This is a genomic window from Burkholderia pyrrocinia, from assembly GCF_001028665.1.
Taxonomy (GTDB): domain Bacteria; phylum Pseudomonadota; class Gammaproteobacteria; order Burkholderiales; family Burkholderiaceae; genus Burkholderia; species Burkholderia pyrrocinia.
Window position 1 is genome coordinate 54,915 of record NZ_CP011506.1, and the last position, 26,729, is coordinate 81,643.

General features: G+C 62.4%; 29 protein-coding genes. 26 read left to right on the forward strand and 3 right to left on the reverse strand.

The genetic code is table 11. The annotated features are described in order from the left end of the window. The first annotated feature begins 61 nt into the window (after positions 1-61). The 4 genes from ABD05_RS34945 to ABD05_RS38475 all read left to right on the forward strand — a co-directional run bounded on the left by ABD05_RS34945 (position 62) and on the right by ABD05_RS38475 (position 3,661). Positions 62-1,822 carry a ShlB/FhaC/HecB family hemolysin secretion/activation protein gene (locus ABD05_RS34945; protein WP_047904772.1) on the forward strand — a complete coding sequence of 587 codons (1,761 nt, stop codon included), beginning with the start codon at positions 62-64 and terminating at the stop codon, positions 1,820-1,822. Then, positions 1,822-2,874: a DUF746 domain-containing protein gene (locus ABD05_RS34950; protein ID WP_047904773.1), complete on the forward strand. Its 1,053-nt coding sequence runs from the start codon at positions 1,822-1,824 to the stop codon at positions 2,872-2,874. The genes ABD05_RS34945 and ABD05_RS34950 overlap by 1 nt, the downstream gene beginning before the upstream one ends. 54 nt (positions 2,875-2,928) lie before the next feature. Beyond that, on the forward strand, positions 2,929-3,432 hold the full coding sequence (locus tag ABD05_RS34955) for a hypothetical protein (RefSeq protein WP_047904774.1): 504 nt from the start codon (positions 2,929-2,931) through the stop codon (positions 3,430-3,432). 61 nt (positions 3,433-3,493) lie between these two features. Beyond that, on the forward strand, positions 3,494-3,661 hold the full coding sequence (locus ABD05_RS38475) for a hypothetical protein (protein ID WP_158361738.1): 168 nt from the start codon (positions 3,494-3,496) through the stop codon (positions 3,659-3,661). Between the two features lie 496 nt (positions 3,662-4,157). Here the strand turns inward: ABD05_RS38475 and ABD05_RS34965 are convergent, their stop codons facing one another. Both ABD05_RS34965 and ABD05_RS34970 read right to left on the reverse strand, forming a co-directional pair. Further along, a complete protein-coding gene (locus tag ABD05_RS34965; RefSeq protein WP_047904776.1) occupies positions 4,158-4,421 on the reverse strand; it encodes a hypothetical protein in 264 nt (87 codons plus the stop codon). A gap of 318 nt (positions 4,422-4,739) precedes the next feature. Continuing rightward, on the reverse strand, positions 4,740-5,204 hold the full coding sequence (locus ABD05_RS34970) for a hypothetical protein (RefSeq protein WP_047904777.1): 465 nt from the start codon (positions 5,202-5,204) through the stop codon (positions 4,740-4,742). A gap of 473 nt (positions 5,205-5,677) precedes the next feature. On the opposite strand from ABD05_RS34970, the gene ABD05_RS39395 reads away from it, so the two are divergent. From ABD05_RS39395 to ABD05_RS38710, 16 genes are all read left to right on the forward strand, one after another. Continuing rightward, complete coding sequence (locus ABD05_RS39395; RefSeq protein WP_006493590.1) at positions 5,678-5,809, forward strand: hypothetical protein; 132 nt, start codon at positions 5,678-5,680, stop codon at positions 5,807-5,809. A gap of 59 nt (positions 5,810-5,868) precedes the next feature. Next, the gene (locus ABD05_RS34975) at positions 5,869-6,696 is read left to right on the forward strand and encodes a DUF932 domain-containing protein (protein ID WP_047904778.1); all 828 of its coding nucleotides are present in this window, start codon (positions 5,869-5,871) and stop codon (positions 6,694-6,696) included. A 73-nt stretch (positions 6,697-6,769) separates the two neighbouring features. Continuing rightward, the gene (locus ABD05_RS34980; protein ID WP_047904779.1) at positions 6,770-7,435 is read left to right on the forward strand and encodes an LPD29 domain-containing protein; all 666 of its coding nucleotides are present in this window, start codon (positions 6,770-6,772) and stop codon (positions 7,433-7,435) included. A gap of 23 nt (positions 7,436-7,458) precedes the next feature. After that, the gene (locus ABD05_RS34985) at positions 7,459-7,740 is read left to right on the forward strand and encodes a hypothetical protein (protein WP_047904824.1); all 282 of its coding nucleotides are present in this window, start codon (positions 7,459-7,461) and stop codon (positions 7,738-7,740) included. 111 nt (positions 7,741-7,851) lie between these two features. Then, positions 7,852-8,313 carry a hypothetical protein gene (locus ABD05_RS34990; RefSeq protein WP_047904780.1) on the forward strand — a complete coding sequence of 154 codons (462 nt, stop codon included), beginning with the start codon at positions 7,852-7,854 and terminating at the stop codon, positions 8,311-8,313. Positions 8,314-8,762: 449 nt separating this feature from the next. Next, positions 8,763-9,416, forward strand: a complete 654-nt coding sequence (locus tag ABD05_RS34995; RefSeq protein ID WP_038740883.1) for a DNA methyltransferase — start codon at positions 8,763-8,765, stop codon at positions 9,414-9,416. Positions 9,417-9,439: 23 nt separating this feature from the next. After that, complete coding sequence (locus tag ABD05_RS35000) at positions 9,440-9,946, forward strand: hypothetical protein (protein WP_047904781.1); 507 nt, start codon at positions 9,440-9,442, stop codon at positions 9,944-9,946. A 49-nt stretch (positions 9,947-9,995) separates the two neighbouring features. Continuing rightward, the gene (locus ABD05_RS38705) at positions 9,996-10,163 is read left to right on the forward strand and encodes a hypothetical protein (protein WP_167347873.1); all 168 of its coding nucleotides are present in this window, start codon (positions 9,996-9,998) and stop codon (positions 10,161-10,163) included. A 52-nt stretch (positions 10,164-10,215) separates the two neighbouring features. After that, positions 10,216-10,404 carry a DUF6900 domain-containing protein gene (locus ABD05_RS35005; protein WP_006481578.1) on the forward strand — a complete coding sequence of 63 codons (189 nt, stop codon included), beginning with the start codon at positions 10,216-10,218 and terminating at the stop codon, positions 10,402-10,404. A 699-nt stretch (positions 10,405-11,103) separates the two neighbouring features. After that, the gene (locus ABD05_RS35010; protein WP_047904782.1) at positions 11,104-13,233 is read left to right on the forward strand and encodes a ParB/RepB/Spo0J family partition protein; all 2,130 of its coding nucleotides are present in this window, start codon (positions 11,104-11,106) and stop codon (positions 13,231-13,233) included. A gap of 704 nt (positions 13,234-13,937) precedes the next feature. Further along, positions 13,938-14,231, forward strand: coding sequence for a hypothetical protein (locus tag ABD05_RS37210; RefSeq protein ID WP_238594244.1), 294 nt, complete (start codon positions 13,938-13,940; stop codon positions 14,229-14,231). Positions 14,232-14,245: 14 nt separating this feature from the next. Further along, positions 14,246-14,506 carry a hypothetical protein gene (locus ABD05_RS35015; protein ID WP_047904783.1) on the forward strand — a complete coding sequence of 87 codons (261 nt, stop codon included), beginning with the start codon at positions 14,246-14,248 and terminating at the stop codon, positions 14,504-14,506. Between the two features lie 55 nt (positions 14,507-14,561). Continuing rightward, complete coding sequence (locus tag ABD05_RS35020) at positions 14,562-14,843, forward strand: hypothetical protein (RefSeq protein WP_047904784.1); 282 nt, start codon at positions 14,562-14,564, stop codon at positions 14,841-14,843. A 46-nt stretch (positions 14,844-14,889) separates the two neighbouring features. Next, entirely contained in the window at positions 14,890-15,111 is a 222-nt protein-coding gene (locus ABD05_RS35025) for a DUF3717 domain-containing protein (RefSeq protein WP_047904825.1), read from the forward strand. Between the two features lie 56 nt (positions 15,112-15,167). Then, the gene (locus tag ABD05_RS35030) at positions 15,168-15,464 is read left to right on the forward strand and encodes a hypothetical protein (RefSeq protein ID WP_047904785.1); all 297 of its coding nucleotides are present in this window, start codon (positions 15,168-15,170) and stop codon (positions 15,462-15,464) included. Between the two features lie 35 nt (positions 15,465-15,499). Continuing rightward, entirely contained in the window at positions 15,500-15,664 is a 165-nt protein-coding gene (locus tag ABD05_RS38710) for a hypothetical protein (protein ID WP_167347874.1), read from the forward strand. 313 nt (positions 15,665-15,977) lie between these two features. On the opposite strand, the gene ABD05_RS38715 is transcribed toward ABD05_RS38710, so the two are convergent. Then, on the reverse strand, positions 15,978-16,289 hold the full coding sequence (locus tag ABD05_RS38715) for a hypothetical protein (protein ID WP_047904786.1): 312 nt from the start codon (positions 16,287-16,289) through the stop codon (positions 15,978-15,980). Between the two features lie 1,594 nt (positions 16,290-17,883). On the opposite strand from ABD05_RS38715, the gene ABD05_RS35040 reads away from it, so the two are divergent. The 6 genes from ABD05_RS35040 (at position 17,884) to ABD05_RS35065 (ending at position 26,719) form a co-directional block, all read left to right on the forward strand. Beyond that, complete coding sequence (locus tag ABD05_RS35040) at positions 17,884-18,312, forward strand: hypothetical protein (RefSeq protein WP_047904787.1); 429 nt, start codon at positions 17,884-17,886, stop codon at positions 18,310-18,312. Next, positions 18,309-20,228 carry a type IV secretion system DNA-binding domain-containing protein gene (locus ABD05_RS35045; protein WP_047904788.1) on the forward strand — a complete coding sequence of 640 codons (1,920 nt, stop codon included), beginning with the start codon at positions 18,309-18,311 and terminating at the stop codon, positions 20,226-20,228. The genes ABD05_RS35040 and ABD05_RS35045 overlap by 4 nt, the downstream gene beginning before the upstream one ends. Next, on the forward strand, positions 20,225-20,662 hold the full coding sequence (locus tag ABD05_RS35050; RefSeq protein ID WP_082146352.1) for a protein-disulfide reductase DsbD N-terminal domain-containing protein: 438 nt from the start codon (positions 20,225-20,227) through the stop codon (positions 20,660-20,662). The genes ABD05_RS35045 and ABD05_RS35050 overlap by 4 nt, the downstream gene beginning before the upstream one ends. A gap of 164 nt (positions 20,663-20,826) precedes the next feature. Then, the gene (gene mobF, locus ABD05_RS35055; RefSeq protein WP_047904789.1) at positions 20,827-23,646 is read left to right on the forward strand and encodes a MobF family relaxase; all 2,820 of its coding nucleotides are present in this window, start codon (positions 20,827-20,829) and stop codon (positions 23,644-23,646) included. A gap of 477 nt (positions 23,647-24,123) precedes the next feature. Then, the gene (locus tag ABD05_RS38480; RefSeq protein ID WP_158361740.1) at positions 24,124-24,507 is read left to right on the forward strand and encodes a surface-adhesin E family protein; all 384 of its coding nucleotides are present in this window, start codon (positions 24,124-24,126) and stop codon (positions 24,505-24,507) included. Further along, a complete protein-coding gene (locus tag ABD05_RS35065) occupies positions 24,482-26,719 on the forward strand; it encodes a sensor domain-containing diguanylate cyclase (RefSeq protein ID WP_238594245.1) in 2,238 nt (745 codons plus the stop codon). Before ABD05_RS38480 ends, ABD05_RS35065 begins: the two co-directional genes overlap by 26 nt. Positions 26,720-26,729 lie beyond the last annotated feature (10 nt).

Consider the following 26,729-nt stretch of genomic DNA (forward strand, 5'->3'; position numbering starts at 1 on the left):
AATAAAATTGATATGCCAATTAAAGGGCGCGCTACGAACGGCGTCTCGGGATCAATAAATAATGAAAACGCTTTTGCGGCTAACGACGATACCAATTACGGCTTTGGTGTCGCTCGCAGTACACGCACAGCAAGCTCCCACGGTTGAAGATCGGGCAGCCGCCGCACGTGCGAACGCTGAACAAGATCGGCAAGCACAACAACAACGTGACGCGCAGCAACGTGACGCGGCAGTGCGTGCGCCTTCCGTGCGGTCGGAAGTGCCACGTGTCGAAACGTATCCTCCACTACCGGTCGAACAGCCGTGTTTTCGTATCGACCGTTTCACGCTCGACGTCCCTGATTCCTTGACTGTATCCGTGAAGGCGCAAGGCGCGTCCGCGCTGCCGATGGATCGATTCGCCTTCGCGCGCGAATGGCTCGCTCACTATTCCGGCCAGTGCGTCGGGAAGCAAGGCATAGATACGATCGTCAAGGGACTGTCACGTGCGATCTTGGCGCGCGGCTACATCACGACGCGTGTCCTACTGTCGGAACAGGACCTGTCGACGGGGACGCTGAAGCTGGCGCTGGTGCCCGGCGTAATCCGGCATGTGCGGCTTGCGGACGAGAAGCTGCGCGGCACCTGGAAGACCGCGTTCCCGACCGGCGACGGTGAACTATTGAACCTGCGCGACCTCGAACAGGGCCTCGAGCAGATGAAGCGCGTGACGAGCCAGGACGTGTCGATGCAGATCGTGCCGGCCGACGTGCCGGGGGAGAGCAATGTCGTCCTCGACGTGAAGCGGGGTAAGCCGTGGACCGTCGTCGCCTCGATCGACAATTCGGGCACACGCGCGACTGGCAAGCTGCAGGGCAATCTCGCGATTGGCATCGATAACCCGCTTGGCTTGAACGACGTATTCAACGTCGGCGTCAGCCAAGACCTCGAATTCGGCGACAAGCGCCTTGGGTCACATGGCTGGAACGGCTTCTATTCGATTCCGTGGGGCTACTGGACCGCGACGCTGGCCGCGTACACGAACACCTACTATCAACAGATTGCGGGCGTGAACCAGACGTTTGTCGCGAGCGGCAATTCAAAGACGCTAGATTTCAAGCTGTCCCGCGTACTGCTACGCAGTCAAAACGACGTGTTCGGCGGATACGCCCGTCTGTCGCGGCGCTTCGGTGAAAGCTTCATCGAAGACACGGAAATCACGCAGCAGCGCCGCAACAACACGGCTATTGAATTCGGCCTGACCGATCGTCATTACTTCGACGGTGCACAGTTCGACGGTACGCTCGCCTATCGTCAGGGTGTCGGCGGACTCGGTGCGCGGGACGACATACTCGCAGCTGGCGGCGGCCCGACCTACCGCTATCGAATGGCGGTACTGGATGCGAATCTGTCGGTGCCGTTCGCGATCGCAAAGCAGCCGTTCCGGTATGTGACTAGCGTTCATGGCCAGTACACCGGCAACACGCTGTACTACATCGACGATCTGACGATTGGCAGCCGCTACACGGTTCGCGGCTTCGACGGCGAAACGATGCTCGCTGCGACGCGTGGTTTCTATTGGCGCAACGAGCTACAGGCGCCGATCGGGCAGTCGGGCCAGGCAGTTTACGCAGGCATCGACTACGGCCGCGTGTGGGGCCCGCAGCCGGTCGTGCTGGTCGGAACGCAGCTTGCCGGTGCGGTGATCGGTGTCAAGGGCAGCGTCGCGACGCGTTACGGTGGGTTCGGCTACGACCTGTTCGCCGGCACGCCGGTGTACAAGCCGTCCGGGTTTCCGACGGCCCGGGTCACGCTGGGATTTCAGGTGACGGCCCAGTTCTGATGAAAGCGCGATTGAGTGGAACGGCGCGTCAAGGCCCCGATGACGTCGGCGAAGACACTGAGCTTACGGCATTTCTGACCGAGCAAATCGCCGCGATCTTGTCCGAAAGCCACGATCCGCGTCCCTGCTGCCCGCGTTGTGGCGGCAGCCACATTAATAGCGCGGGATTCAGGACGCGCCCCGTTGGTCGACTTCCGATGTTCGAGTGCCAGACGTGCCGGCGCTACTTCAGTCGCACGGTCGGCACGCCGCTCGGTGAAAAGCACCTCAAGAAGCTCGATCTGTTCGTGTCTCTGCTATCACGGCCGATTTCGTGCGTCGACGCCGGTGAACGGATGGGAAGCCTGTCAACCGACATTGGAAAACGCGTAATGGCCTGGCGCACGTGGCTGTTGCAGATCGATTCGACCGGAGAGTGGGAGCGACGGGTTAGGCTCGGCGGGCGCCCAACGGAGCTGGATCCTGCACCGCTGCTCTTTCAAGAGATCGGAGCGAGCGAAGATCTCGTTTTGACTGCCAGGCTCACACACGCGTTCGACGAACTGAATTCGCTCAGTCATCGGCCGCCAGCGTGCCCGGACTGTGGTAGTCGCAAAACGCGTTTCGATGAATGTCCGAATGGAGCATTTCCGCGCTTTAAGTGCGCAAATTGCCGAATCAGATTCACCCGGCGCCGAGGCACGCCGTTCGTCAATACAAAGATGAGTTCGCTCGAACGCATGCGCCTGTTCATTCGACACCTGTCGTTGCCGCTCTCGGTTATGCAGGCGGCGGATCTCGTCGGTACAAGCCACGGGATGATCCAGAAATGGAGCACGATGTTCACGGAATTCGCGGACCGACTGGCGCCGAGCGGCAGTTTGTCGGCACGGATGCGGTTGGGCATCGAACCCACTGAGACGACGCCATGCCCGTTCTGCGGCCGCGTCGGCAGCGCCCAGCACACCGACGTTCGTGGCTGGTCGTGCGGCGGATGCGGCCGGCTGTTTTCGATGCGGCGCGAGGTAGTCGATCGTGATGGCCAGTTGCATATCGTGGCCGGTGAGGCGTAACGTGCTCAGAATTCTGGTCGACGTGAGATCGAGCGCGAGAACGAAGAGTGAAACATGAGAAAGCAAGGCGTATCCCGCAACACGCGACCGGCGCGCACGAAAGAGATGTTGCTGCCACTGCCGACCGCGAACGTACATGCGCTCTCGCTGGAAAACCACCTGGCGCTGGCGACTATTCGAGCCGGGCGCGGTGATTTCGATCAGATCTGTTGCCTGATCCGAGTCGTCTACCTCGCGTACCTTCTGCGGCGCGAGACCGCCGCAGGAGCGGAACAAGGGCCATACCGGACTGCGGAGACCGCGCTCGACGCGTGCATCAAGCGGATCGAAGACGATCAACCCTGCCTGTTACTCGATCACGAACAGTTGGTGGTCGAACGCGTGCTTGTGCTGCACGATGGACAATTGGCGGCCGTGCCGAAGTTTCGCTATCTGGAGGCCTGGGACGAGTTGCAGCGCTTCATCAAAAGCGGCAAAGATTCACCGATTCCGTCGGAGGCCGGATACAGCTGTCATGCTCTGTCAAAGCCAGAATCAAATGTCCGGGCCGGACATTAATAAATGGCCGTTACATGCTCTCCGTCGCTAGTATCTGTTATGTAAAATGGAGTCCTGAATAATGCAACAGCCGAAATCGGTCCCTTCACTCGCGCTCTACGCAGTTGGTCTTGTCGTGATGATCGCCTGCATCATGATTGTCCACGAAGGGCCGCTGCGCATCGTCGGCAGCTTTGCGAGCTGGACTCAGCGTGTATTCCTGGGCGTCGGCGCCGATCACACAAACTGACCGACGCAGCGTGCGCTGCCGACCACCACGATTTTGCTTCCGACGGCCGTTGAATAGGGAGCACTGACGATGTCGTTACTAGCCGGATGGTTTTTCGACGGAGCGATGCTGCGCCGCACGCCGTCGCTCACGGACCTTGCTGTCTGGGAAATCGCGTCCGGGGGAAGTTCGAAATCGCCGGCAACGCGTGAGCAACCAGACGGGCTCCAAATGACAAGGAGGCGCACGCTCGCAGTTGCTGTCAATGGTCGGAACATGTTCCTGCGAGGTGACCTGGATCGTCTCCCCGAGCAGGGGGAGTCCGTCCGCATGCTGGGCCTCCTCTATGCACGCCCGGACAGCGCGGCGGCCGAATTCGGCGGAACGAGGTGGTACGAGATCCGCCGTGACGGCGATTCGTACCGTGCTACCCCGACTTGAGACGCAGGCGACCTGGCCTCTAGAATTGCACTACCGCTCGTCGCACAACTACCGACGGACTGCTCACCAGCGCCGCCTAATCCGCCCTATCGATGTCCACGCCGGCTACGTTAGAGTCGGCTTCGACCACGAGCTCCCGATGAAGCCGCGCGGCGGCTACCGGGGAATCGACGTTGGCGTGGAGATCTGTTCCATCCCAGAGCTCGACTACCCACTTGTCCCGTACGCGGCAGACGCCTATCGTCCAGCCACTACGATGCGAATAGCCGTAGTCGCTTACCACGGTCCACCCGAGCGCGACCATCGTGTCGCGCTGATCGAGCATCGGCGCGGTCATCATGCGCAGCACCAATATTTGCGAGTCAGATCCATTCGCACGCAGCGGAGCCCGCCGCTCGTCTGCGTGGACTCTTGGCGATCGTGAACGTCGCCCGCCTGTATCAAGTTGTCCATTCCGCTCTCCGGATCGTACGGTGGTCGTCGATCGCAACCACTGTATGTATATCAGGGGTGCCGGCAGTTCGCAAGATCCGTCGGTGCGTCGAGGGTCGATCGTTCGACCGCCGCGTATTCGTAGAGCGTTGGTAGGTCGGGGCGCGATCCGAGTGCGGCCGGTGTCGTCGCCGATGCTGGGTGCCGGCTCCAGACAGGCGCCCGGCTATTGTTCGGCGAGCTGCTCGAGCTCGTCGGCTTCAGCGAAGAAATCTTGCTGTCCGGGAAGCGGCGCCGGCGGCCGGCGCACGGCGCGCGGCCGCGGATGGCCGGACCGCTTCAGCGTCCGTGCGATCGCCTGCAGCTGCGCCCACACACGGTCGGCCTCGGCGGCCGACATGGTATCGGCCGCGACTTCGAGTGCACTGACGAGCGATTCCAGTTGCGCGGGCGCCGAGGCCAGCATCGCACGCGCTTCCGTGCGCGCCTGGCCTTCCCGGTAGACCGTGAGCCAGCGCGCGAGCGCTTCGCGGTCGTTGGGGGTTAGTGCGGCGAGCAGCTCGGGCGGTATTGGCTCGTCGGCGCGAAACGTGCCGAGCACGTGTTCGCGCCGACGTCCCCTTGCACGCGGTTGCTTGGGAGGCTCGACGCGCAGCACCTTGATGAGGTTTCCCTGTTCTCGAATGAGCATCGACTCGTCTCAGATTTCACACGATCACGCCGAAGCATAGCGCAACCGCGTGTCGCGAACGACCGCGACACGCGGCCCACACCTCATCAGTCTTGCGGCCACGGCCGCAAGATGGGGCGCTCGCCGCGCGGCGAGCCGGTGCCGTCTCAACTTTCCGCAAACCGCCAGTCCCTGAGCTCGCCGTCCCAAACGCGACCGTAGCCCACCGTCGTTCGCATTCAAGGGTCCGCTTCGCCGGCCGCGGCACCCGTTCGGTGCTCGCCCTTCGGGCTGCGCTCCGCGTGCGGCTTTGCGACCGCCCTTGAACACGCCCGCCGGCAGGCTCCTTCAGTCGCGGGACGACGAACTCAGGGGACTGGCGGACAGCAGTTCTGCCGAAGTCCAGGCAGCACCGGCACAACCCCTACGTGGGGACTCGGAATCTTGGGTCCCGGTCGGCCTGAAGAGCAAACCAACCGCAGATGGAGGTCACGATGGAAACGAACCGACTGCACCATTGGATAGTAGTCCTGCACTGCGCGTACATGGAATACACGTACACGCCTTGGGATGGACGGAACTACTACCGGCGCACCGTCGCTTACGACCACGTCGTCTGGTGCTGACGGACGCCAGCGAATTCCTGAACGACAGCATCGAACCTGAATCTTCAACGGAGAAAAGCATGCAACTCGCAACCAAGTTTGGCAGTAACGCCCCGATCCTTCGCTCGAACACGCCGCTTGCCGATGAGCAGATTCGTGAGGTCGCGCCGTCGATTTTCGCCGCCGACAAGCACGACTCGCGGTCGGACCGCTACACGTACATTCCGACCATCGAGATCCTCACGAAGCTTCGCGCAGAAGGGTTCCAGCCCTTCATGGTTTGTCAGACCCGCGTTCGCGTCGCCGCGAAGCGCGAGCACACGAAGCACATGCTCCGGCTGCGCCACGCGTCGCAGGTCGCGTCGCCGGAAACCCCGGAAATCATCCTCCTCAACAGCCACGATGGGTCGAGCAGCTACCAGATGCTGGCCGGCTACTACCGATTCGTCTGCCAGAACGGTCTCGTATTCGGCGACACGACGCACGACATCCGCGTGCCGCACAAGGGCGACGTCGTCGATCACGTCGTCGAGGGCGCGCACGAGGTGCTCGACGGGTTCGACCTGATCCGTGAATGCAAGAGCGAGATGGAAGCCGTGCAGCTCGATGAAGGCGAGCAACAGGCGTTCGCGCGGTCGGTGCTGGCGCTCCGGTACGACGTGACCGAAGCGCCCGCGCCGATCACCGAGGATCAGCTGCTTCGCGCGCGTCGTACCGAAGACAACCGTCCCGACCTCTGGACCACGTTCCAGCGCGTGCAGGAGAACGTGATCAAGGGCGGACTGCGTGGTCGCTCGGCCACTGGCCGCCGGATGTCGACACGCGGTGTGGCCGGCATCGATCAGGATCTCCGCCTGAATCGTGCCATGTGGGTGCTCGCCGAAGAGATGCGCAAGCTCAAGGGCTAACCCGAACGCGCCGGCGGCCGCCGCCGGCGCCCTCGCCTCACATTGTCCCGTACACCATCATTCGAGGTTCAACATGTTCCATCACATTGCAGATCGCCGTACCCAGATTTCCGAGTCCGTCCGCGCGCGGGGCAGCCGGGATTCCGCCACCGCGCCCGCGATGCTGGCCGACGTGCTGACGCTTGTCGAGACCGCGCAGTTGGTGCAGACCGTGTTGCGTGAAGGTTTCCCCGCGACGTCGTTCGCGGTGCGCGTTGCGAAGAACGAACACGGCACGCAGCTGAGCATCGACTGGACCGATGGCCCGCGAGACGTCCAGGTCGCGCGCCTTGTGATGCCGCTGCAGGCCACCCGTCTGGTCGACGGCGGCAGGCTCGAGCGCGTCGAACATTTCATGTTGACGTCCAGCGGCCGGCAGACGGTTCGTCTCGCTGCAGATCGGATCGCGCTGTCGCGACAGTTCAGCGATTGCGCGATCGAGCGTGCGCTCGCGCGGCTCGCGTCGCGCTACGGCGATCGGCTGGCGCCGGACGTGCGCGCCGTGATGACGGTCGACGGATTTCGCGCGGGCAACCTGCAGCTGCTCGAGGTGATCGGCGTGCACCGGGCGGGCAGCCTTCGCTCGGGATCTAACGTGCAGATGGACGTCGCCGCCATGCTTGCCGAGACGTCCGACGTGCACGGCTTTCCCCGCTCGGCTACGGCCGCGCGTTTGTTCGTGCGGCGCGATGTCCACTGACCGGAGTGACCAAGGAGCCAAACATGACAACGATCGAAATTGCCGCAATTGAAGCCGCCCGCGCGTATGGCCTTCAGCTGCGCACCGTGCCGGATTGGAACGACGAGGACGGGAGCGAGTGGGCTCGTGCGCGCAAGGCTGGCCGCGAGCGGCTTCTGACGGCCTTGGCCGCCCTGAGCGACGCAGATGCGTTGCGCGTCATTCTGGAGAACCCTGGCATCGAGCCAGACGGCGAGACGCCGTTCGAGCTCGTGAAGGTTTGTGAGGTGCAGGCGTGGCGGGAGCGTCCCGACAGCTTTCGATAAGCCGACGCCAGCCGTCGCGCACCTGGTGATGAGGGATGGTGCGCGATCTCACATTTTGCGGGCAGCCGGCCGTCGTGGTTCGGCTGCCCCGAGCACGACCAGGACGCCCCAATGAATCAGCTTTTCCTGAAGATGCCCAATCTGCATCGCGTCATCGACCGGGCGCACGCCGACCTGATCGCGCGCGGCGCGGCGATCGCCGCTGAATGTGGTCTAGTGCCTTGTGGGCCAGTGGGCTGGACCAACGGTCGGCGCGATGCCGACTGCGTCGACCTGACCGTATACCGGCCGAGGCACGGCGGAGGCGAACGCTACGCTGTGAAGCGCTTCTTTGACGGCCAGTACGCGTCTGTAGCGTGTGTGCTGCCCGAACACGCCGTGCGTGCGCTTCAGGCCACAACGCGTGCGGAGTTTGAGCGTATTGGTGCGGCCGACGCCCCGCGAGGGGCGCACATTCCGCTCGACGCGAGCGTCGAGGATCCAGACGGTGCATCGATCGAGCTGCTCGCGAGCGACGTCGACGTGCAGCGTCGAGATGCTCGCCTCGAGGCGCAGCAGCTGGCGCTGTTCTGACGCTGCAGTACCTCAACCCGCTCGGCCGTCGTGCGGACAATTTTGCGCGGCGGCCGCTCTCGCGGCCGCGCTGACGGAATCGCGATCGCGCCGCGCGATCGGAGATCGCTGCGGCGCTCATGACCAGGACGCAGCACCGTCGGTCCGCTGCGTCCTGCAGGTCCATCCCCTTCCGCCGGCACGCCGCTGCCGTCGACCTCTCAACCCGGAGCCCACGTTCGCCCGCCGTGCCCTGGCGGACGGACCGTTGCGCCGTGCGCGACGAATGTCGCACGGCGCGCCGCTCCTGCAAGGGGCTTTCGCGGCATATCCTCGCGCGCTTCGCGCACTCCGGTATTCCACGGTCCCCTTGCCCGCCATTCCCCTGCGGGCGCTCGCCAGCTCCGGGTAGCACGGTTTGCGAGCCGCATCGCTCTGGCTGCCCCTATCTCAACTCTATGGAGCTGACCGTGAGCTATTTGTACAACGGCGACTGCCTGGTCGCCATGCCCAAACTCGCCCCCGAATCCGTCGACTGCATCGTGACGGACCCGCCTTACCTCGTGAATTTCCGCGATCGCAGCGGCCGCTCGATCGCGAACGACGTGAACGGCGACTGGCTGGCGCCGGCGTTCGCCGAAATGTTCCGCGTCCTGAAACGCGATGCCGTGTGCATTTCGTTCTACGGCTGGAACAAGGTCGACCTGTTTTTCGACGCCTGGAAGGCCGCCGGCTTTCGCGTGGCCGGCCATTTCGTCTTCACGAAGTCCTACGCGTCCAAGGCCGGCCTGGTGAAGTACCAGCACGAATCGGCCTACCTGCTCGCCAAGGGGCGGCCCGCGGCGCCGGCGGCGCCGATCGCCGACGTCATGCCGTTTCCGTACAGCGGCAATCGCCACCATCCGACCGAAAAGCCGGTCGCCGCGCTGCGCACACTCATTTCCGCTTTTACGCAGCCCGGCGACGTCGTACTGGATCCGTTCGCCGGCTCCGGCTCGACGTGCGTTGCCGCCCGCGAGCTCGGGCGACGGTATATCGGCATCGAACTGGACGCGACCTACTTTGCTGCCGCCAAGGCGCGCCTGACGGCGCCCGTTGCCGGCGCGGCGTTGGCCGCCGCCTAAGACTCGAACAGAGGACATTCATCATGCAACTGATCGTTTCAGCCTATTCCGGTCTCGAGCAGCTCGACCATCCCCGCACGAACGAAAACGGCGACCCTGTCGACGTGTTTTGCGTCCGCCTTGACGCCGCGGTGCGGTTCCCGTACCGCGCCAGCGACCTGGACATGGGGCGTATCTATCGGTACCGGAATTCGTTCGAATTCAGCGCCGGCACCTACGTCATGCACGACATTTTCCGCGAGCGCCTGGCCGAGCTCGCCGATTACCCGGCGATCTCGATCGGCGCCGCGCGAATCTGCCATACGAACGGCGCGATCGCGGCAAAGGACGGCCCATTCAAGGAACTGATCGATTTCTCGATTACATCGGGAACGCTCGGATCTCGGACTTCCGCAAAGCTGGCCGACGATTTCAGTCAATTCCTTGGGGCAATCGACGCCGATTGCGATCACCTGTTCGCCGAACTGTACCGAAATTGGTATTTCGCCTTTTGCCTGGCCGAGAACTGCGGCGCAGTGCAGCTTTCTTGACCACACGAGCGCCGGCCGCGCGCCGCGGCCGGCACAACTGGAGAACAGCATGCCCCGATATTTGATTGATGCAATTTTGGCCGCGATCGCAGCCAACGCCTTCGGCCCGGAGATCTCGTACGTGCGGGATTCCGACACGGAAATCGAAATCCTGCCGACGTCGTTGCGTTACGCGATGCTGGAAGCGTTCCAGGCCGGTCAGTGCGCCCGGCGATAAATTCACCCGCCTGCCCGGACTTTGCCCGCGGCAGGCCTCTGCCGAGACACCCATGAACAAAGGCGAATTCGAAATGTTGCTGTTTGCGATCGCGCGTATCCATCTGAACATCGACACGCTTGAAACGCGTTACAGCGACCGGCTGGATTTCCATGATTGTGCCGTCTGGTGTATCCGTGCCGCATTGACCGCGGCGTACGACGCTGGCGTTATTGAAGGGCGCCGAAACGCTTCGAAGTGAGGCGCGGCCGCCGGCGCGCGCTTGGCGCCGGCGGCGTTCGCCGCTAGACCATGTTCCACCGCCGGCGTGGGCCCGCGGGCCCGGCCGGCGCCTGGAACGCGGAAGGCCGATTCCGTACCACGAGCTGTTCCACTGATCCGGGGCGGCCCACCCCGCCCGCATCGAGCGGCCGGCGCGGGCAGGGACTGCTCGCCCCAGCTGGTCGCGGTAGATCTTCACCGTTCCAAATATCCAGCCGGCGCGCGGCACCTTGCGCGCCCGGCTGCGCCAGGCACGCAAGCCGCACGCACCCGCGCGCCAGAGAAACGGGCTGTCCGCTCCTGGGGCTCGGCCGCCGCCGGCGTCCGGCCCCGGCGCTGGCCGCCCCGCCAGCCGCGCGGCGAGCCGCGCGGAGTTCGCGCTCGGGCCGCGCGTGCGGCCCGGCGCCGGCGATGTCCGGGTCTCGGCAGCCGTCCCCGCGTTCCAGCCTCTCCCGTCGGCGCATCAGCTGCCATCGGGCCGCCTCATCCCGACGCATAGTGCGGCCCGCCGTCACCGCAAGGGTTCGCGTTGCCGCGCGCGGCGCCCGGTCGCCGGGCCTGGCGGCCGCGGCGCTGCGGCCTTGCTCGCGCCCTTGCAGTGCCTGCGCGTCCGCACTCCCCATGCGTCGAGGCGGCTCCGAATGGCAGCTTTTTCCACCCCGACGTAAAGGAGGCTTTTATGAACGCAGTGACCACCGAGATCCCGGCCCTCGCCCACGATGCGGGCGTTCCCCCCGCACCCCCCGAGGCTCACCGAACGGCAGACGAGCTGCGCGACATTCCGCTCAAACGGCTCGTCGCGTCTCCCTACAACGTGCGGCGCGTGCCGCCCACCGGCATCAAGGAACTCGCTCTCAATATCTGGAAAGTCGGTCTGCTCCAGAACCTGATCGTCCATCCAATGAAGGTCGGCGCGCGGAAGGCGCAGACGTTCGGCGCGGCCGCTGGCGAACGCCGCCGCCTCGCGCTCATCTACCTGTTCGAACACGACTACATCCCCGCCGACCACCCGGTGCGCTGCCGGGTCGTGCCGGTCGAGGACGCCGTGCTGCTGTCGGCAACCGAGAACGAAATGCGCGAGCCGATGCACCCGGCCGACGCGTGCGACGCTTACCGGATTCTGGTCGAATCCGGTCGGTCGATCGAGGAAATCGCGGACCTGTACGGCGTGCATCCGAAAACTGTGCAGCGCCGCCTCAAGCTCGCGCGCGTCTCTCCGAAGCTGGTCGACCTGTTCCGCACCGGCGAGATCAAGCTCGATCAAATGCAGGCGCTCGCGCTGTCGGACAGTCACGACGAGCAAGAGGCCGCGTGGTTCGACGCCGAGCCGTACAACCGCGACGCGCATGCAATTCGCCGCCGCTTCGTGCGCGACGAACAGTCGTTCGTGAGCAATCGCGTCGCGAAATTCGTCGGCGTCGAGGCGTTCGAAGCGGCTGGCGGTGCCGTGCGACGCGACCTGTTCTCCGCAGCCGAGGATGCGTGGTATGGCGATCATGCGCTGATGCTGCGCCTCGCGACCGAGCAACTGGAAGCACTCGGCGCGTCGGTACTGGCCGAAGGCTGGGCATGGGTGAAAGCCATGCCCGAACGGGACCATGCCACGCGGTCGCAATTTCGCCCGGTGCTGCCGCGTCGAACGGAACCCACCGATGAGGTGGCGAAAGAACTGGCGGCGATCGATCAGCGGCTGGCCGAGATCGCGGCACAGTGGGAAGCCGACGACATGGACGACGAAGCCGCCGAGCGGCTGGAGCTGGAAGAAGGCGCGTTGAGCATGCGTCAGGATGAGATCGAGGGGGCATTGCTCGTCTACCATCCCGACGACATGGCGCAGGCTGGCGCGCTTCTTTCGCTCGATGCGAACGGCGAGCCCGTGATCGAGCGCGGACTCGTTGCGCGTGAGCCGGTTGCAGCCGCGACGACCGAAAGTGGCGAGAATGGTGACGACGATGACGAGGACTCGTCAGATGGTCAGCCCGCGCGCGTCGGCGCGTCGGCTGTGAAGCCCGCGAAGGGGCCGCACTCCGAACGGCTGACGCTGCGCCTGAACGCGCATCGCACGGCGGCCGTTGCCGCCGCCCTCGCGCAGCAGCCGCACGTCGCGCTCGCCGCGCTCGTGCACCGGCTGCTGGCGGGCGAGTACGGCCACAGTACCGAAGGGAGCGCGCTGGACGTGACGTTCCGTGACCACTCCCACAACCTGACGAAGCATGCGCCGGAACTGGACGACGACCTTGCGTTCACGATGCGGCGAGAGCAACGCCGGGTTTGGGGAGGCGTCATCCCGAATGACAGTGACGCGCTGCTGCGCTGGCTGATCGAGCAGACCGACGAGCGCCTGCTGCTGATCCTCGCGCAGTACGTCGCGGCGAGCGTGGACAGCGTGCGCCCGGATGAGCGGCCGCACGCGATCAACGCACTGATCCCGGCGCTCGGGCTGAATCTCGCGGATGCGTGGCAACCGACGAAGGCGGGCTACTTCGACCACGTTTCGAAAGATCGGATCGTGGACGTCGTGAGCGCGGCCGTGTCGCCTTCCGATGCGATGCGCGTGGCGAAGCTCAAGAAGGGGGACGCGGCGACCGAGGCCGAACGGCTGATCGCGGGGCGCGGTTGGTTGCCCGAGCATTTCGTCACGGCCGAAGCCGTGCGGATGAAGCTGTGGGACGTTCCGGCGAAGGCGTCGCATGCCGACGAAAGCGCCGAGGAAGCGGAGGCCGACGAGCCTGCGTTGGTTGCGTCGGCCGACGACGTCCGCGACGACGCGTCTGTAGCGGAAGGCGAAGGCATGCCGCCGCGAGATTGACCTGATCGACGCCAGCGGGTGCGCCGCGCCCGCTGGTGCGGCGTGCCGGTCAGTTTCCTTCGGCGGGCCGTACGCAGCATGATGATCTACTCCCGAAAATTCTCACTTTCCGATTCTCTGCCACTCCCGTAAAGGATCACCTTTCCGATGCCGTGCATGCGCTCGTCGCTGTGGCGCATGCACTGGTGGCACTTCCCTGACTCGCTGCTCGGGCGTCTCCCTCCGCTTCGCTCCGGGCCGGGCTTTCGCGCTGCGCGTCGAGCCTCGCTGCGCGAGTCTCGCCCCTACGGGCTTCAATCCCTGACGTCTGCGCGCCGTGCCGGCGCTGCGCGCTTCGCTTGCTCGTGGAGTACGCGCCCGCTACGCGCGGGCGGACATCAGGTCTAGCGCCCGGCGATGCCGGGCGACGGGACGCGGGGCCGCTGTGCGTCCCCGCGTCGTGTGGCTGGCTGGGTTGGGGACTGCCGTGTTTGCGCTCCATCCTTTCGCGTCGGGTTAAGCGCGTGAATCTGCCTTCCGGCCCGCCTCTTTTCGACGCATAGCGGAATGGGTCAGGGGTGCAAGGGACTTTCGCGGCATATCCTCGCGCGCTGCGCGCGCTCCGGTATTCCACGGTTCCCTTGCACCCCTGACCCACCCCGCTAAAACCGCGTCGAGGCGGCTCCGAAAGGCAGATTCACAACCCGACACGAAAGGACGGAACCATGAGCGCAAACACCCCCAACCCATCCAGCCACACCAACGACGCGGGCGTTCCCCCCGCCCCCCCCGAGGCCCACCAAAAGGCAGATCTAGCGCGGCGCTCGAACCGACTCCGTCTGATCGCGACCCATTGGCTCGGCTGCACGGCTGACGCCTCGATTCGCGTCCTGCATCGCTGGACCCGTCCTGATGACGACGCGCGCGCCGTGCGACTCGAAACGAGCGTCGGCGGTTGCGTGCGCCGCATCACCCTGTTTCGCCTTTCGTCCGGCGCGTGGTCGCCGGTTTGGCAATAACCCGGAGACTCACGATGAGCTACGAGACTGATGAACTGATGATTGAAGGTATCACCGAGGACCATTTCGCGATCTCGCACGAAAGCGGAATCTGGAAGCATATTTCGGTTCACGACGCAGACGGCGAAGGGCTGTTTACGCTGCCGTCCGGCTGGACCGCCGAGCAGATCAACGCCGCCATTGCTGTCTACAAGCGTGGGTTTTCCCACGGCGAGAAGTTCGGCGCAGCGCACGCGCAACGCATTGTGCGCGAAGCGCTCGGAATCATTCATTAACGTCGTGCGCGTCCGCCCGGACGCGCTTTCCATCGTTCAAGTAAGGAGACGTACCATGCGCGGTCTTGATATTCGTGTCTCGTTTGCGCTTGCCCGGATTGCCTCAATCACCGATGCGGAACAATTCGACATGATCGAGGTTCAGATCGACACCGAGACTCTCGGGCGCAACGATTATTGGAATGGCCGTAGTGAGTTGCCGACGATGTTCGCCGACGAGCCGCTTCTGCGGGCCGCATGGGAGCAGGGGCAAAACGACGCGGCTATGTGCGAAGAACTTGAAAACTGCCCGCACTGTATTGCCGCGCGAGGCGACCCCTGCCCGATTCACGGATGACGTCACCCCAGCATTGGGCCACAGCGACGATTATGGAGAACACACGATGAACACCGGAACGATTCTGAGCATCGATCAGCTTGAGCGCGCGATCAACATTTGGCGCGCACGCCAACCGAGTGGCGACGGCGATCCGATCCTGTGCCGTGAGGCGCGGCTTCTTGCCGAACCGTACGCGCTGATGATTCTGAGCGGCGCGACGCAGATCGACGCGGCAAACCTGTCCGACACGCAGCGCGCCGCATTCGATGGTGCGTTTTCCCGATAACGCGTCATCGACGCGACCAGCGCTCGCCATGTCGAGCCTTGCTCAAGGAGCAAATAATGAAGAATCTCGGCGCGTCGGCTAAGCGCAATAGCCCGCTCTGGTACGGCTGGAAAATCCGGCTCGTCTGGTTGGTCGCGGCGTTCATCGGCATGTTCGCCACCAACGCGAAAGCGTGGTGCCGCAACTGGGCGACGGCGCGAGCCTATCGCCTCGGCCGTGCCCATTTCGGGGTCTTTCTCCATACGCCGCGTTTCTCGCGAATCGCGGAACTGACCGACGCATACGACAGTGGCGCATACGATTTCTGGCTGACAACCGTGCACATTGACGACTGGTCCCGTTACCTGCCGTGAGCGCTCCGTGACGATCCATTCGCGAGGATGAACAGATGACCGCATATTCCTACTTTGAAGCGTGCGAGATGACCGTGACACGCGCCGAAGCCGAGGCTGAGATAAAAAAGCACTTCGTCGATTTTGCCGAGTTTCTTGCTGACGTTGGCGACCGCGAAGAATATGAAGGGAAAGAGGTGCTCGACTGGCTCGGTTACTAGGCCGCAGGGCCGGCGAACACAGATGGCGTCGCCAGCCCACTCGATCACTAGCCAGCATGCACCTTGAATCCCGGAATTCTGGGCGATCCTGCCTGTGGTGTGTGCGCTCGGCCTCACCGTGAAAGCGACCGTACACGAGCACGCCAGAATCGGGATTTTTTGCGCGGCGTCGCGGGCTGGCGGGCGCTCGCCGCTACGCCGCGACCACCCGCCAGCCCGCGACCAATGCGTTATCCAGTTTGCGCGATGCGCAAATGAATCGGGGCAATCCCGCTCCGCGCATACTTCGCGCTTCGCCGGATTGCCCCAACGATCACACCGGCGCGCCGTCGGCGACAGCAGCCGGCGGTTCGGCCTGGGCGGTTTTTTCCGGCGCCGGCGTCTCGCCCCGTTTGGCGAGCGCCGCTTTTACCGCCTCGAGCCGCTCTTTCCACTGTTCCGCCGGGATCTCGTCCAGCCCTTCCGCGCGCAGCAGCTCCAGTACCGCCTTCTGATTCCGCTCACGATCTTTGCGGAGCCGCTCGCGCTGTTCGTCCTGCAGCTTTTTCAGCTTCGCCGCCGCCCTCGCGATCTCATCTTCGATCGATCGCGGCTTCCGCGTGGTCTTTTCCGATAGCTCACTCATTTCACGATTCTCCGTTTCGTGGTATCGGCCCTCGCCGCGCATTGTACCGGCATGCCACCACCACGCAACAGCCCGGAACAGATTCCAGTTGCCCGCAAGCGGGCAAATCCGATCGAGCGCTCAATCCGTCCTGCGCGCTCGATGTCCCGCGCGACCCACATGTCCACCGCGCCCCGCGCTCAACCCGGTGTTGCCGCACACTAACGTGTGGACAACACCGCGCGGCGCCCGGCTCTGTGATCCGTATCGATCACGGCCGGGCGTACGACGCCGTGGGCATGTGGATCGCGCGAATTTCGTCCAGTTCGGCCGCGCTGCTGCGCGTCCGAATTATCCCGCTGGCCCGCAATCCGGCCGCGGCCCAGCGACACAACGCGCGCGCCGAATTCCCACCTGCCTCCGTCAGGTGAAAATCCGGCGCGCGCGAAAATCACATGTGTTTGCGGAATGCATGCATTCCGCAAATCTTCGACTCCCCGCCCGACACCGACGTCGAGCGGCACACCGACCGTCTGCACGCGCACGAAAATTTCCCGACGCCGCATTGACCACAGATCCACCGCGCCCCGCGCTCACACCGGTGTTGCCACACACTGACGTATGGACAACACCGCGCGGCGACCGGCTCCGTGATCTTTATCGATCACGGCCGTTCGTGCGGCACCGTGGATATGTGGACAATGCTCACCGGTCCACCACCGCCTCACCTGCTGCTCACCTTCTGCCGTTTCCACCCTCTGCGCCGAATCTGCACATTCCCCGCTGCTTCGCCCCATCTTCCTCCTGCCGAAGTTGCACTGAACCGCTCCGCTACGCTCCGAGGTGAGAACGCCGAAAATCCACCGCTCACGAACCAAACCACGCCGTCGCTTTTTCCCCGATTACGTCGATTCCCTTGAGCGGGAACCGCCGTACCTTACCGGGTGAAGGCTCCGCGACCGGCCCAAACCTGAAGTGAAGTTGGCTACGATCGTCTTAGGAAGCGGGGGAATCCCCGCCCCCTAAGACGATCGTCACACACCATGCAACGTTGTTGCGGTGTGTCGCGCCGCATGGCGCGGTGCCTTCGGCGTCAGACACCTACGAAAATAAGCGAAAAAAGCGAGGTGCGGATCAAGCGCAACCTCTTGTACGTCATATCCTCCGGTGTCAGACAAATATGGCATTGGAAATTATAATTCGGAATCCAAATGAAAAGAGAATCGCCGCGCGGCCACTGACGGTGGCGGTGTGCAGCGTCAGACAGCTACAGTCGACCTGTCGCGAAAACGCCGCAACGTATGGCGAAAGCCCGCTTGCGTTAAGGTTCACGCTGTCAGACACCCGAATGGCCGGAAAGCGCGAACATCGACAATTTGTCGCGCCCACCCCGTCACGATTGGGGCACGTTGTCAGACAGCTAGAACGGCTGTGTCTGACATTCGATAAGTATCACTATGAAAATAAATGAGTTATTGCGAAACGCTCTTCGTCGTGCTACTGTCGATCAAAATAATGCAGTCGTGAGGGCCGTAATCGAGCGCGGTTTCGTGCGCGAGCCGAGGTTATTCCTCGACTCCACGAGCGCCCGCTCTTTTCATTCCAGGCGCTTTTCATGACCTCACGAAAATCTTCCTCGCGAGTCGAAACCGGCCGCGTCAGTTTTCGCGACACCCCCGACGTTGTCCGTTTTTACAAGAAAACCGCCCAGGCCCGCGGCGTCTCATTCTCCGAATATGCCCGGCGTCTCACCGAGCGCGGCGCGCTCGCCGAGTCGGTCGACCGGCTGATTGCATCCGTCGACGCGTCTATCGCGAAAGCCGATACGTTGCTGCAAGAAGCTAGGCAGCTATCTGGGACGGGAACGCCAACCGGACAGAAATCATCGCTGGCAATTTTGCCGACGCAACTCGTCGAAGCGATTTTTGTTTGCGAGTTCCTGTTGACTGAGATCGTGTCGCGCAGCGATATGACTGCGGAGCGACGTGCGCGTGACTCAGCGAAGGAACGAGCTGCCGAGCTTTTGCGGGGTGGCCAGAAATGACGGGAAAAAAACCAAACGGGCTCTTCCAGGATTTTTCCACCGGCTCGGAAATCTGGACTCACCGTGTCGCTCTGGTGCTCGTCGCGGTCCGAAATATCCTGCTGCTCTCGTTGTTTCTCGGTCTGGCGGCCGGGTTCATCTACGCCGCATTCTTCGTCGACCGCGACATCTGGCGTCCAGCAGTCGCGAACGTTATCGCGCATCTTCGGTCGGTCGTGATGATGACGGCGGTACCGATGGAGTATGAAGTCAACGGCCAGACAGTGCGACTTCCCGTCGATCAAGTTGCCGCCCTGACGGACCCGGTGTGGGATGTGGCTTACTTCTTTTTGCGGCGATTCCTGATCATCGTCGGAACCGTCACGGCGTGTACATGTGTCTCCATCGCTGCCTACTGGTACGAGTTCGGCCGCAGCACGATGGCCGACAAGGATTTGCGTGGCGCAACGCTCGTCAACGGGAAGCAACTGGCGAAGATGATTCGGCAGGACGACATGGAGAGTCCGTATTCGATTGCGGGCGTGCCGATGCTGCGCAACGCGGAGACCCTGCATACCCTGGTGGTCGGCGCACAGGGTACCGGTAAGTCCCAGCAGTTCTTCGACCGGCTCAGGCAAGTCCGGGCCCGTGGGAAGCGCGCGATCGTCTACGATCCGTCGGGCGAGTTTGCCGAGGAATTTTTTCGGGAAGGCAAGGACGTCATGATGAATCCGTTCGACGACCGTTCGCCAAACTGGAACATCAAGTACGAGATCGAGGAGGAGTACCACTACGACAGCATGGCAACCGGCCTGATTCCCGACCCACGCGAGGCCGATCCATTTTGGTCATTGGCTGGGCGCGAAGTGTTTCGAGATGTCGCGCGTACGTTGAACAAAGAGGGCAATCTGACGAACCGCAATCTCTACAATTCGATTGCAATGAGCAACCTGGACGCGATCTACCAGTTGCTGCGCAATACCGCCGGCGCGTCGTACGTCGATCCCAAGACCGAGCGCACGGGTATGTCGTTGAAGATGACCGTCCAGAACCAGCTTTCGTCCTTCAGGTTTCTCCGTGATGATGGGAAGCCTTTCTCCATCCGTCAGTGGATTTACAACGAGAGTGATTCGTGGATGTTCATCTCGACCCGTGAGGAAATGCTCGAGGCGATCAAGCCAATCATGTCTCTCTGGATCGACATCGCGATCAAAGCGGTGCTCAACCTCACACCGATCCATCGCGAGCGGCTGCACTTCTCGATCGACGAAGTCCCGACCCTGCAGAAGCTCGATATCATGAAGCTCGCGGTGAGCAACACGCGGAAGTACGGCTTATGCATGATGCTCGGTGCGCAGGATATGCCGCAGTTCCTCGACATCTACGGGGAATACCTGGCGCGGACGATTATCAACGGGTGTCAAACCAAGCTGTTGTTGCGCGTAACCGACGCAGAAGCCGCTGAGATGTTCTCGAAAATCATCGGGCAGACGGAAGTCGAGGAAAAGGATGAATCGCTGTCGTTTGGTGTGAACTCTCAGCGGGACGGATTCAGCATCGCGAAGCGTCGGCTCCTGCGCGACCTAGCGTTGCCTTCACAGATATTGCGACTTCCGGACATGACCGGCTATTTGGTCTATCCCGGCGAATACCCAATCGCTCGCGTGAAGTACGGGTTTGTCAAACCGCGGAAAAACGCGCCTGCTTTTATTAAGCGGCAAGCATTCTCCGAACTATTCGCGCCGGCGGCCGGCTTGCCGGCAACCGCTGCCGCTTCGGCATCCGTAGTCGTTGGCCCATCACCTGACTGGATCGCGCACCCGGAGATACTCGTCGCGGCGAGCGGCGGCGTCGATCCGGAAACTGGCGAAATCCTGCCACCCCGCCCGGGCGCCTGGCGCTGGGGCGACGGCAATCAACGAGGAGACCATGTATGAAGGCCCTTTGTCGTGTTTTGTCCACCGCCCTTTTCCTTGCGGCGCCGACCGTGAGCGCATTCGCGCAGTCTACGCCTGGGTTACTTCCACCGGATCAGGCGTTCACAATGCGGATGGCCGACGCATCAGATGGGTACGTCAGCGTGATCTTTCATGTCGCACCTGGCTACCGGCTATATCGCGATCGTGTCACTGTCACAACGCCCACGCCAGGTCGGATGGTATACGCGGTCCTGAAACCGCCCGGCACCATGGTTTACGACGCGGCGTTGGGCAAATCGGTTGAGACGTACGACAGCGATTTCCGCGTCGACGTCTCGATGTCGCCGACGCGGCCGACGGACTTGGTGGTGAGGATCCAGGGGTGTGCCGTCGAGGCGGGCGTCTGCTATCCGCCCGTGGAACGAAAATTCCACCTCTCTCCCCGCGGATGAAACTGGAGCGGTGATGAGCCTTGGACTGCGGCCGACTCGGCAACTGCGTGGCCTGGACCGACGCGGTCAACCGTTCGTATTCGACGCGGATCAACGGCAGGCCGCGAAAGCCCATTCGAACTCCGACATCGAATAGACAATCAAATGCGAGCTCCCGATCAATCATGTTGAGTTTGCACAACATCGCCAGCGCCGCCCAGACGCGAAACTATTTCTCGAAGGACAACTATTACACCCAGGACGAGAACACCGAGCACTCGGCCTGGTTCGGTGCCGGCGCGGCTCGCCTCGGTCTAGCCGGGCAAGTTCAGCCGGCCGCGTTCCTCAACCTACTCGAGGGTCGAGTCGAGGATCAGCAGCTCGGCAAATGGGTAACCGACGAGGAGACGGGCGAACGTCGTCAGGACCACCAGCCTGGCATTGACATCACCTTCTCCGCCCCAAAGAGCGTGTCGCTGATGGCCGAAGTCGCCGGCGACACCGCCGTCCGGGACGCGCACGAAGCTGCCGTTCGGTCCGCGCTGGCGTATCTGGAGGAGAACGTCATCCGCACGCGGTCGACCCAGAACGGTGTCACGTCGATCGAACATACCGGCAACATGGTCGCCGCGCTCTTCAAGCACAACACCAGTCGAGATCTCGACCCGCAGACCCACACGCATGCCGTCGTGATGAACGTGACGCTACGCCCAGACGGTAAGTGGCGGTCGATCGACAACCGGGAGATCTACCAGACTCAGAAGCTCGCGGGGGCCATCTACAACGCTGAACTCGCATCCGGCTTACAGCAGCTCGGGTATCGCCTGACGAACCCGGATCGGCACGGCAACTTTGAAATCCAAGGGATCTCCCGCGAACAGATTGAACATTTCAGTCAGCGGCGCACCGCAATGAAGGAAAAACTCGGTAAGCGCCAGCTCGAACTGGACACTGCATCCGCGGCCGACAAAGAGCGCGCGGCGCTCGCCACGCGCGAGCGCAAGGTGGACGTTGACCACGAGCAACTGCTTGCCGACTGGCAAGCGCGTGCTCTGGAACAGGGGATAGACCTCGGGGTCTTGCGCGCGGCAGCCGGCGAGCGTAAGGCACAGGGCATCGACGCGCCGACGAAGTTAACGGGCCGCCAGGCGCTGGCGTTCGCCGCGGCCCACCTGATCGAGCGCGAAGCCGTGGTCGACAAGTCTAATCTGGTCGAGACGGCGGTGGTCCACGGTACCGGCCGCGTGTCGCCGCAAGACGTCATGAAGGCTTTCCGGCAGCTCGAGAAGAATGGTGACCTGGTGCCGCTGCCGGATGAGAAGTACACCACGCGCAAAATGCTCGAGAGCGAACGGTGGGCCCTCGACTTCGTCAAGCAGGAAAAAGGCAATGCGCCGGTCGTGCTCGAGGCGCCCAAAGTCCAGGAGCGTATAGCCGAAGCCGAGCGTTTGCAGCAGTTCTCGTACACGTTCGGTCAACGCGATGCGATCGTGCTTGCGTTGACGTCCAAGGACCGATTCGTAGCGATTCAGGGGCTAGCCGGTACGGGCAAGACGACGATGCTCCGCACGCTAAACGATATCGCGGCCGCCGAGGGATATGTCGTGCGGGGCATGGCGCCGACCGGAGCGGCCGCGAAAGTGATGGTGAAAGAGACTGGCATTGCCGCCGAGACGGTCGCGATGTTCCAGATCAAGGAACGGCAGCTGCAGAAGGACATCGAGTTTGCTCAACAGTATGCCCCGGACTTCAAGCGGAAGCCGGAAGTATGGGTTGTCGACGAATCATCGTTTCTTGCCCAACGACAGATGGCGCAACTGCATCGGCTCGCCGAGCACGCCGGTGCGAAGGTCGTCTACCTGGGGGACACGCTTCAGCTGCAGGGCGTGGAAGCCGGCAAGCCGTTCGAACTCGCTCAGAAAGATGGTATCGCTACGGCGTATATGACCGACATCAACCGGCAAAAGACGGACGTGATGAAGGAAGCCGTGGACATCATCACCGGCCGAAATCAGTTGGACGCCGGCGCACGACTGACCGATATTGAACTGAAGCGCAACGCACAGTCGTTTCAATATCTGTCGCAGCAAGGCAGGGTGCACCAGACGGATGAAGTCGTCACGTCGACCGTCGACAAGATCTTGGCCATGAGCCCCGAGGAGCGAGCGCGTAACATCACGATTACGCCGCTGAATCGCGATCGCGTTGCGATTAATGAAGGTGTGCGTGTGGGCCTGCAAGCGCGCGGCGAACTGTCAAAGAACGAATCCACACACGAGATCTTGGTGTCGAAGGGCTTTACCCGCGCACAGCTCAAGGAAGCGCAGTACTACGAACGGGGCGATGTCGTCCGATTCAACCGCACCTACCAGCAGATCAATGCGGACAAGGGCGACTATACCCGCGTGATTGACGTCGATCACGAATCGGGCATCGTGACCCTTAGGAAACGAGACGGATCGACGCTCGCTTGGGAGCCGGCCAAGCACAATAAGGTTGAGGTCTACGACCCCGACCTCCGGCAGTTGGCCGTTGGTGACGTGATTCGCCTCACACGCAACGACGAAACGTTCAAGAACGGCGAGACAGCGCGCGTCGTCCAGCTCACCGGAGAACACGCCGTCCTACAGGTCGATGATCGCGGTGTGATTAGCCACCACTCCGTCAATCTCGAGACAAGCCAGCACTGGGATCATGCGTACGCATCGACCGTGCACGCGGCACAGGGCGCTTCCAGGAATACCACGATATTCGCGATCAACATGCCGGACAACGACGACAAGAAAGCGCAGGAGCGCGAATTTCAGGCACTTGCAAAGGTATTCGGTGACCGGAGCTTTTACGTTGGCGTCACCCGAGCGTCTCACGACATTTCCATTGTCACCAACGACATAGACCTGGCGCAGCGCGCGATCACCGGGAAACTCGACAAGACGACAGTCATCGAGGCAATGAATCAGGAGGTTCGCGAGCAGACAATCCAGCGCGAACAGCACGAAATTTGAACGGAGGAAATGATGGGCGCCGAGAATCCGACACAGTTTCAAATTTGCGCGGGCGGGGTAATCCGCGTATTTGACGACACGATCGACATCGTTTGCCGGCTGGCTGATTGTCAGCTCGTTGTTGATTGCAACGCGCTGTACTTCACATGTAGTCGGCAGATACTGATTGGCCCGCTCTCGCCGCACGACATCACGATCCTGAGGGAGGCCCAGTTGCCGGTGGTCGATCCATGGATATCGTCGGACTCCGCCCTGCGGCAATTGGTCTTCTATGGCGTCAGGCAGGCATGCCCTGCTTCGAGGCCCTCGTAAATTTGACAGTGGCGGCAGAATTCCGCGCTGCGACAATTATTCCTTGAAGAAACACCTTGTAATATTTCTGGGGCGTGAGGCAAGTTGGCCGCCGAGCCTCACTCGCGTCGGTGGCCACGAGCGCGGCAGGCCTCTTACTAAACCAATCGATTCGACGACGCTGATATGCACCGCAGGAGCCTTGTCTATCCTTTGCTTGCTGTAGCAACGTTTGCCAGCGCCGGGCCGATTTTTCTGGTTGCAGATAACGGCGCCCGCACGCTCTTCCTTCAAACCGAGACGGTACGACAAGACTCCGTTGGACTGGTCGCTTTTACGATGCGAGCAGTGGCCAAGCACGGTTATCGTCCTACCGGAGCATCCGAGACAATCGCGATTGCGCTGACTGAATATCAGATGGACTGTTGGCGAAGTCGCGTCAGAGAAACCGGCACGCGATACGTCACGGATGAAGACAAGGATGCGGGCCGCGCGCCCGATACCACCCAATCATGGGCCGCAATTCCGCCGGGGAGTGAACTTGATGTTGTTCGCAAAAAAGTCTGCTGAGCGTGCCGACCTTCAAGTCCACCCGAAGGGAATTGAACGTGCGACGATCGCGATCTTCACAGTTTTTGTCGCGTTATGCCTGTTCGTCGTATTCATCGTCGACCAGGCCCTAAGCTCCGCGGAGCAGTTCACAAACCGCTCGGCGGAAGCGCGGGCAACGGCGATCTCTCGATCGTATGCCAACTACCTCTCCGAACGGACGGCAGCCGCGGACGTCCTCGCGCGTACGGTTGCCTTCCAGTACCGGACCTACAAAGGGCAGGTCGACCTCACGCGGCTCGTGGCGGCCGGGCTGCTCGCACCGACGGACCAGACGCTCGTCACGCTCGTCAATGCCAACGGCATGGTGGTACAGGCCTGGCCGACATCGCCTGAAGCAACGGTGCATCTCGGCGATCGCGAACACTTCGTCGCCCAACAAAATTCACCGAAGGATGAGCTGTACGTCGGCGCGCCGGTGTTCGGGCGAGTGTCGAACACCTGGACACTGCAGTTCACCCGCAAGCTCTTCGATGCCGAAGGGCATTTCGACGGTGTCGTCGTCGTTTCGGAACCCCTCGATTTCCTCACCAAGAGCTTCGCGAACCCTGCGAACCTAGGAACGGACGGCGCGGTCCTCGCGTTTCGGAAAGACGGACGACTGCTCGTCCGCGCGTCGTCGGACGGCACGCCCTCGACTGCTGGCGAAGCGCTGGACCGTTATGTAGCGTCAGACGGCTCGTCGAACTTTCTGTTCGATCCGATCGACCACCATCGCCGACTCTATGCCCGGCAGCCGGTGCCGGGATATCCAATAACTGCCGTTGTCGCGCTGTCGGTTCGTGACATCTATGCAGACCTCGAGCGCCAGAAGAATGCCTATTGGGGTTGGGCATTCCTGCTGATACTCGCGTTGACCGCCACAGCTTTTCTGGCGAAGTCGTATGTAAGAACGCTGCTGCAGCAACGTGCAATCACTGCGAGTATTGCCGATACGGATCAGTTGACCGGCCTCGGAAACCGGCGCGCACTCGATACCTATACGACCGACCGCTTCAAGCGCGATGAGCGTCCTTCGGTTGCTCTGGTCCTATTCGAAATCGCCGAGTTCTCGGCGATCAATGAGCGATATGGCGACGACGTGGGCGACAGCTTCGTGCGAATGGTTGCAAACCGCCTCATGCAGCTGACGTCGTCTGCCGATCTCGTTGTGCGCGTCAAATCCGATCAGTTCGGGGTGGTCCTATCGGGAAACGAGCCGGCAACGCGCGCGCTGGACTTTGTACGAACGCTCTTCGATTCCTATCGCTTTCCGGTCCATTTTCGCGGCTATAGCCAAGACGTCACGTTGAGCGTAGGCATCGGCACGTCCGAATACGATGACACGCCCGGCGCGCTACGGAGTCAGGCCAGCTATGCGTTGGACCTCGCAAAGAGAGCCACCGCTCAAACGCACCGAAATGAATATCGCATCTACGATCACGCGATGTTTCGACAGTTTGGCGAGGAGCGAAGAGTTGATGAGGAGGTCCAAGAGGCAGTGTTGCATGGCGGCATAGAGTCCGCATGTGCGCCGGTACTGAATTCGCGCGCGAACACGATCGGTGGACTCTGGGCGACCCCTCTATTACGGCGGGCAACAGCCGGCACGCTGACCGCAAGTACATTCATGGATGCTGTCGAGCGCACCCGCTTGTCGAATTCGGTATGGGCTTTGACGATTGCACACGCGTCGCAAACCGTCTCGCGGCTTGGAGACGACATGACGCTGTGGGCGTCCGTCTCCACGTCGTTTGTGCGCGATATCGATCCCGATCGCTATCTTGTGTCGCGTGAGTTTGCACCGGCGCGCCTCCGACTCGCTGTTACTGACCTCCTCGATCGGCAACCCGACGACATCACGACAGCAAGGATCGCTGCTATACGGGAGCGTGGCGCCCAGGTGTTTGCTGTCGTCGACCTTGACCGTACTACGCCGTATTCACTCTTCGCCACGCTACCGGTCGATGGACTTGTATTTGATGGAGGATGGGTCGGCGCGGTGCCCGCTTCTTTGGTCGCAGCGCCGGTGCTCAATGGTCTCATCGAAGCCGCGATTGCATTGGGCCTGCAAACCGTCGTTCTAGGCGTGACGACACCGGAGCAGCTGGCTTGGCTTCGCGCCCGATCCGTTCAAACAGTATGCGGGCCCTATGTCGACGAGACGTGGCCGTTCGCACTGCACCAGGACTAAGGTGACGCGC

Coding starts and splice junctions, on each gene's coding strand:
- ABD05_RS34945 (WP_047904772.1), top strand. CDS start 62: ATGAAAACGCTTTTGCGGCTAACGACGATACCAATTACGGCTTTGGTG.
- ABD05_RS38475 (WP_158361738.1), top strand. CDS start 3,494: ATGCAACAGCCGAAATCGGTCCCTTCACTCGCGCTCTACGCAGTTGGT.
- ABD05_RS34950 (WP_047904773.1), top strand. CDS start 1,822: ATGAAAGCGCGATTGAGTGGAACGGCGCGTCAAGGCCCCGATGACGTC.
- ABD05_RS35005 (WP_006481578.1), top strand. CDS start 10,216: ATGAACAAAGGCGAATTCGAAATGTTGCTGTTTGCGATCGCGCGTATC.
- ABD05_RS38480 (WP_158361740.1), top strand. CDS start 24,124: ATGCACCGCAGGAGCCTTGTCTATCCTTTGCTTGCTGTAGCAACGTTT.
- ABD05_RS37210 (WP_238594244.1), top strand. CDS start 13,938: ATGAGCGCAAACACCCCCAACCCATCCAGCCACACCAACGACGCGGGC.
- ABD05_RS35050 (WP_082146352.1), top strand. CDS start 20,225: ATGAAGGCCCTTTGTCGTGTTTTGTCCACCGCCCTTTTCCTTGCGGCG.
- ABD05_RS38705 (WP_167347873.1), top strand. CDS start 9,996: ATGCCCCGATATTTGATTGATGCAATTTTGGCCGCGATCGCAGCCAAC.
- ABD05_RS35010 (WP_047904782.1), top strand. CDS start 11,104: ATGAACGCAGTGACCACCGAGATCCCGGCCCTCGCCCACGATGCGGGC.
- ABD05_RS35020 (WP_047904784.1), top strand. CDS start 14,562: ATGCGCGGTCTTGATATTCGTGTCTCGTTTGCGCTTGCCCGGATTGCC.
- ABD05_RS34975 (WP_047904778.1), top strand. CDS start 5,869: ATGCAACTCGCAACCAAGTTTGGCAGTAACGCCCCGATCCTTCGCTCG.
- ABD05_RS34955 (WP_047904774.1), top strand. CDS start 2,929: ATGAGAAAGCAAGGCGTATCCCGCAACACGCGACCGGCGCGCACGAAA.
- ABD05_RS38710 (WP_167347874.1), top strand. CDS start 15,500: ATGACCGCATATTCCTACTTTGAAGCGTGCGAGATGACCGTGACACGC.
- ABD05_RS38715 (WP_047904786.1), bottom strand. CDS start 16,289: ATGAGTGAGCTATCGGAAAAGACCACGCGGAAGCCGCGATCGATCGAA.
- ABD05_RS35040 (WP_047904787.1), top strand. CDS start 17,884: ATGACCTCACGAAAATCTTCCTCGCGAGTCGAAACCGGCCGCGTCAGT.
- ABD05_RS35030 (WP_047904785.1), top strand. CDS start 15,168: ATGAAGAATCTCGGCGCGTCGGCTAAGCGCAATAGCCCGCTCTGGTAC.
- mobF (WP_047904789.1), top strand. CDS start 20,827: ATGTTGAGTTTGCACAACATCGCCAGCGCCGCCCAGACGCGAAACTAT.
- ABD05_RS34970 (WP_047904777.1), bottom strand. CDS start 5,204: ATGCTCATTCGAGAACAGGGAAACCTCATCAAGGTGCTGCGCGTCGAG.
- ABD05_RS35045 (WP_047904788.1), top strand. CDS start 18,309: ATGACGGGAAAAAAACCAAACGGGCTCTTCCAGGATTTTTCCACCGGC.
- ABD05_RS34985 (WP_047904824.1), top strand. CDS start 7,459: ATGACAACGATCGAAATTGCCGCAATTGAAGCCGCCCGCGCGTATGGC.
- ABD05_RS35015 (WP_047904783.1), top strand. CDS start 14,246: ATGAGCTACGAGACTGATGAACTGATGATTGAAGGTATCACCGAGGAC.
- ABD05_RS34965 (WP_047904776.1), bottom strand. CDS start 4,421: ATGATGACCGCGCCGATGCTCGATCAGCGCGACACGATGGTCGCGCTC.
- ABD05_RS34990 (WP_047904780.1), top strand. CDS start 7,852: ATGAATCAGCTTTTCCTGAAGATGCCCAATCTGCATCGCGTCATCGAC.
- ABD05_RS35000 (WP_047904781.1), top strand. CDS start 9,440: ATGCAACTGATCGTTTCAGCCTATTCCGGTCTCGAGCAGCTCGACCAT.
- ABD05_RS35065 (WP_238594245.1), top strand. CDS start 24,482: ATGTTGTTCGCAAAAAAGTCTGCTGAGCGTGCCGACCTTCAAGTCCAC.
- ABD05_RS39395 (WP_006493590.1), top strand. CDS start 5,678: ATGGAAACGAACCGACTGCACCATTGGATAGTAGTCCTGCACTGCGCG.
- ABD05_RS34980 (WP_047904779.1), top strand. CDS start 6,770: ATGTTCCATCACATTGCAGATCGCCGTACCCAGATTTCCGAGTCCGTC.
- ABD05_RS35025 (WP_047904825.1), top strand. CDS start 14,890: ATGAACACCGGAACGATTCTGAGCATCGATCAGCTTGAGCGCGCGATC.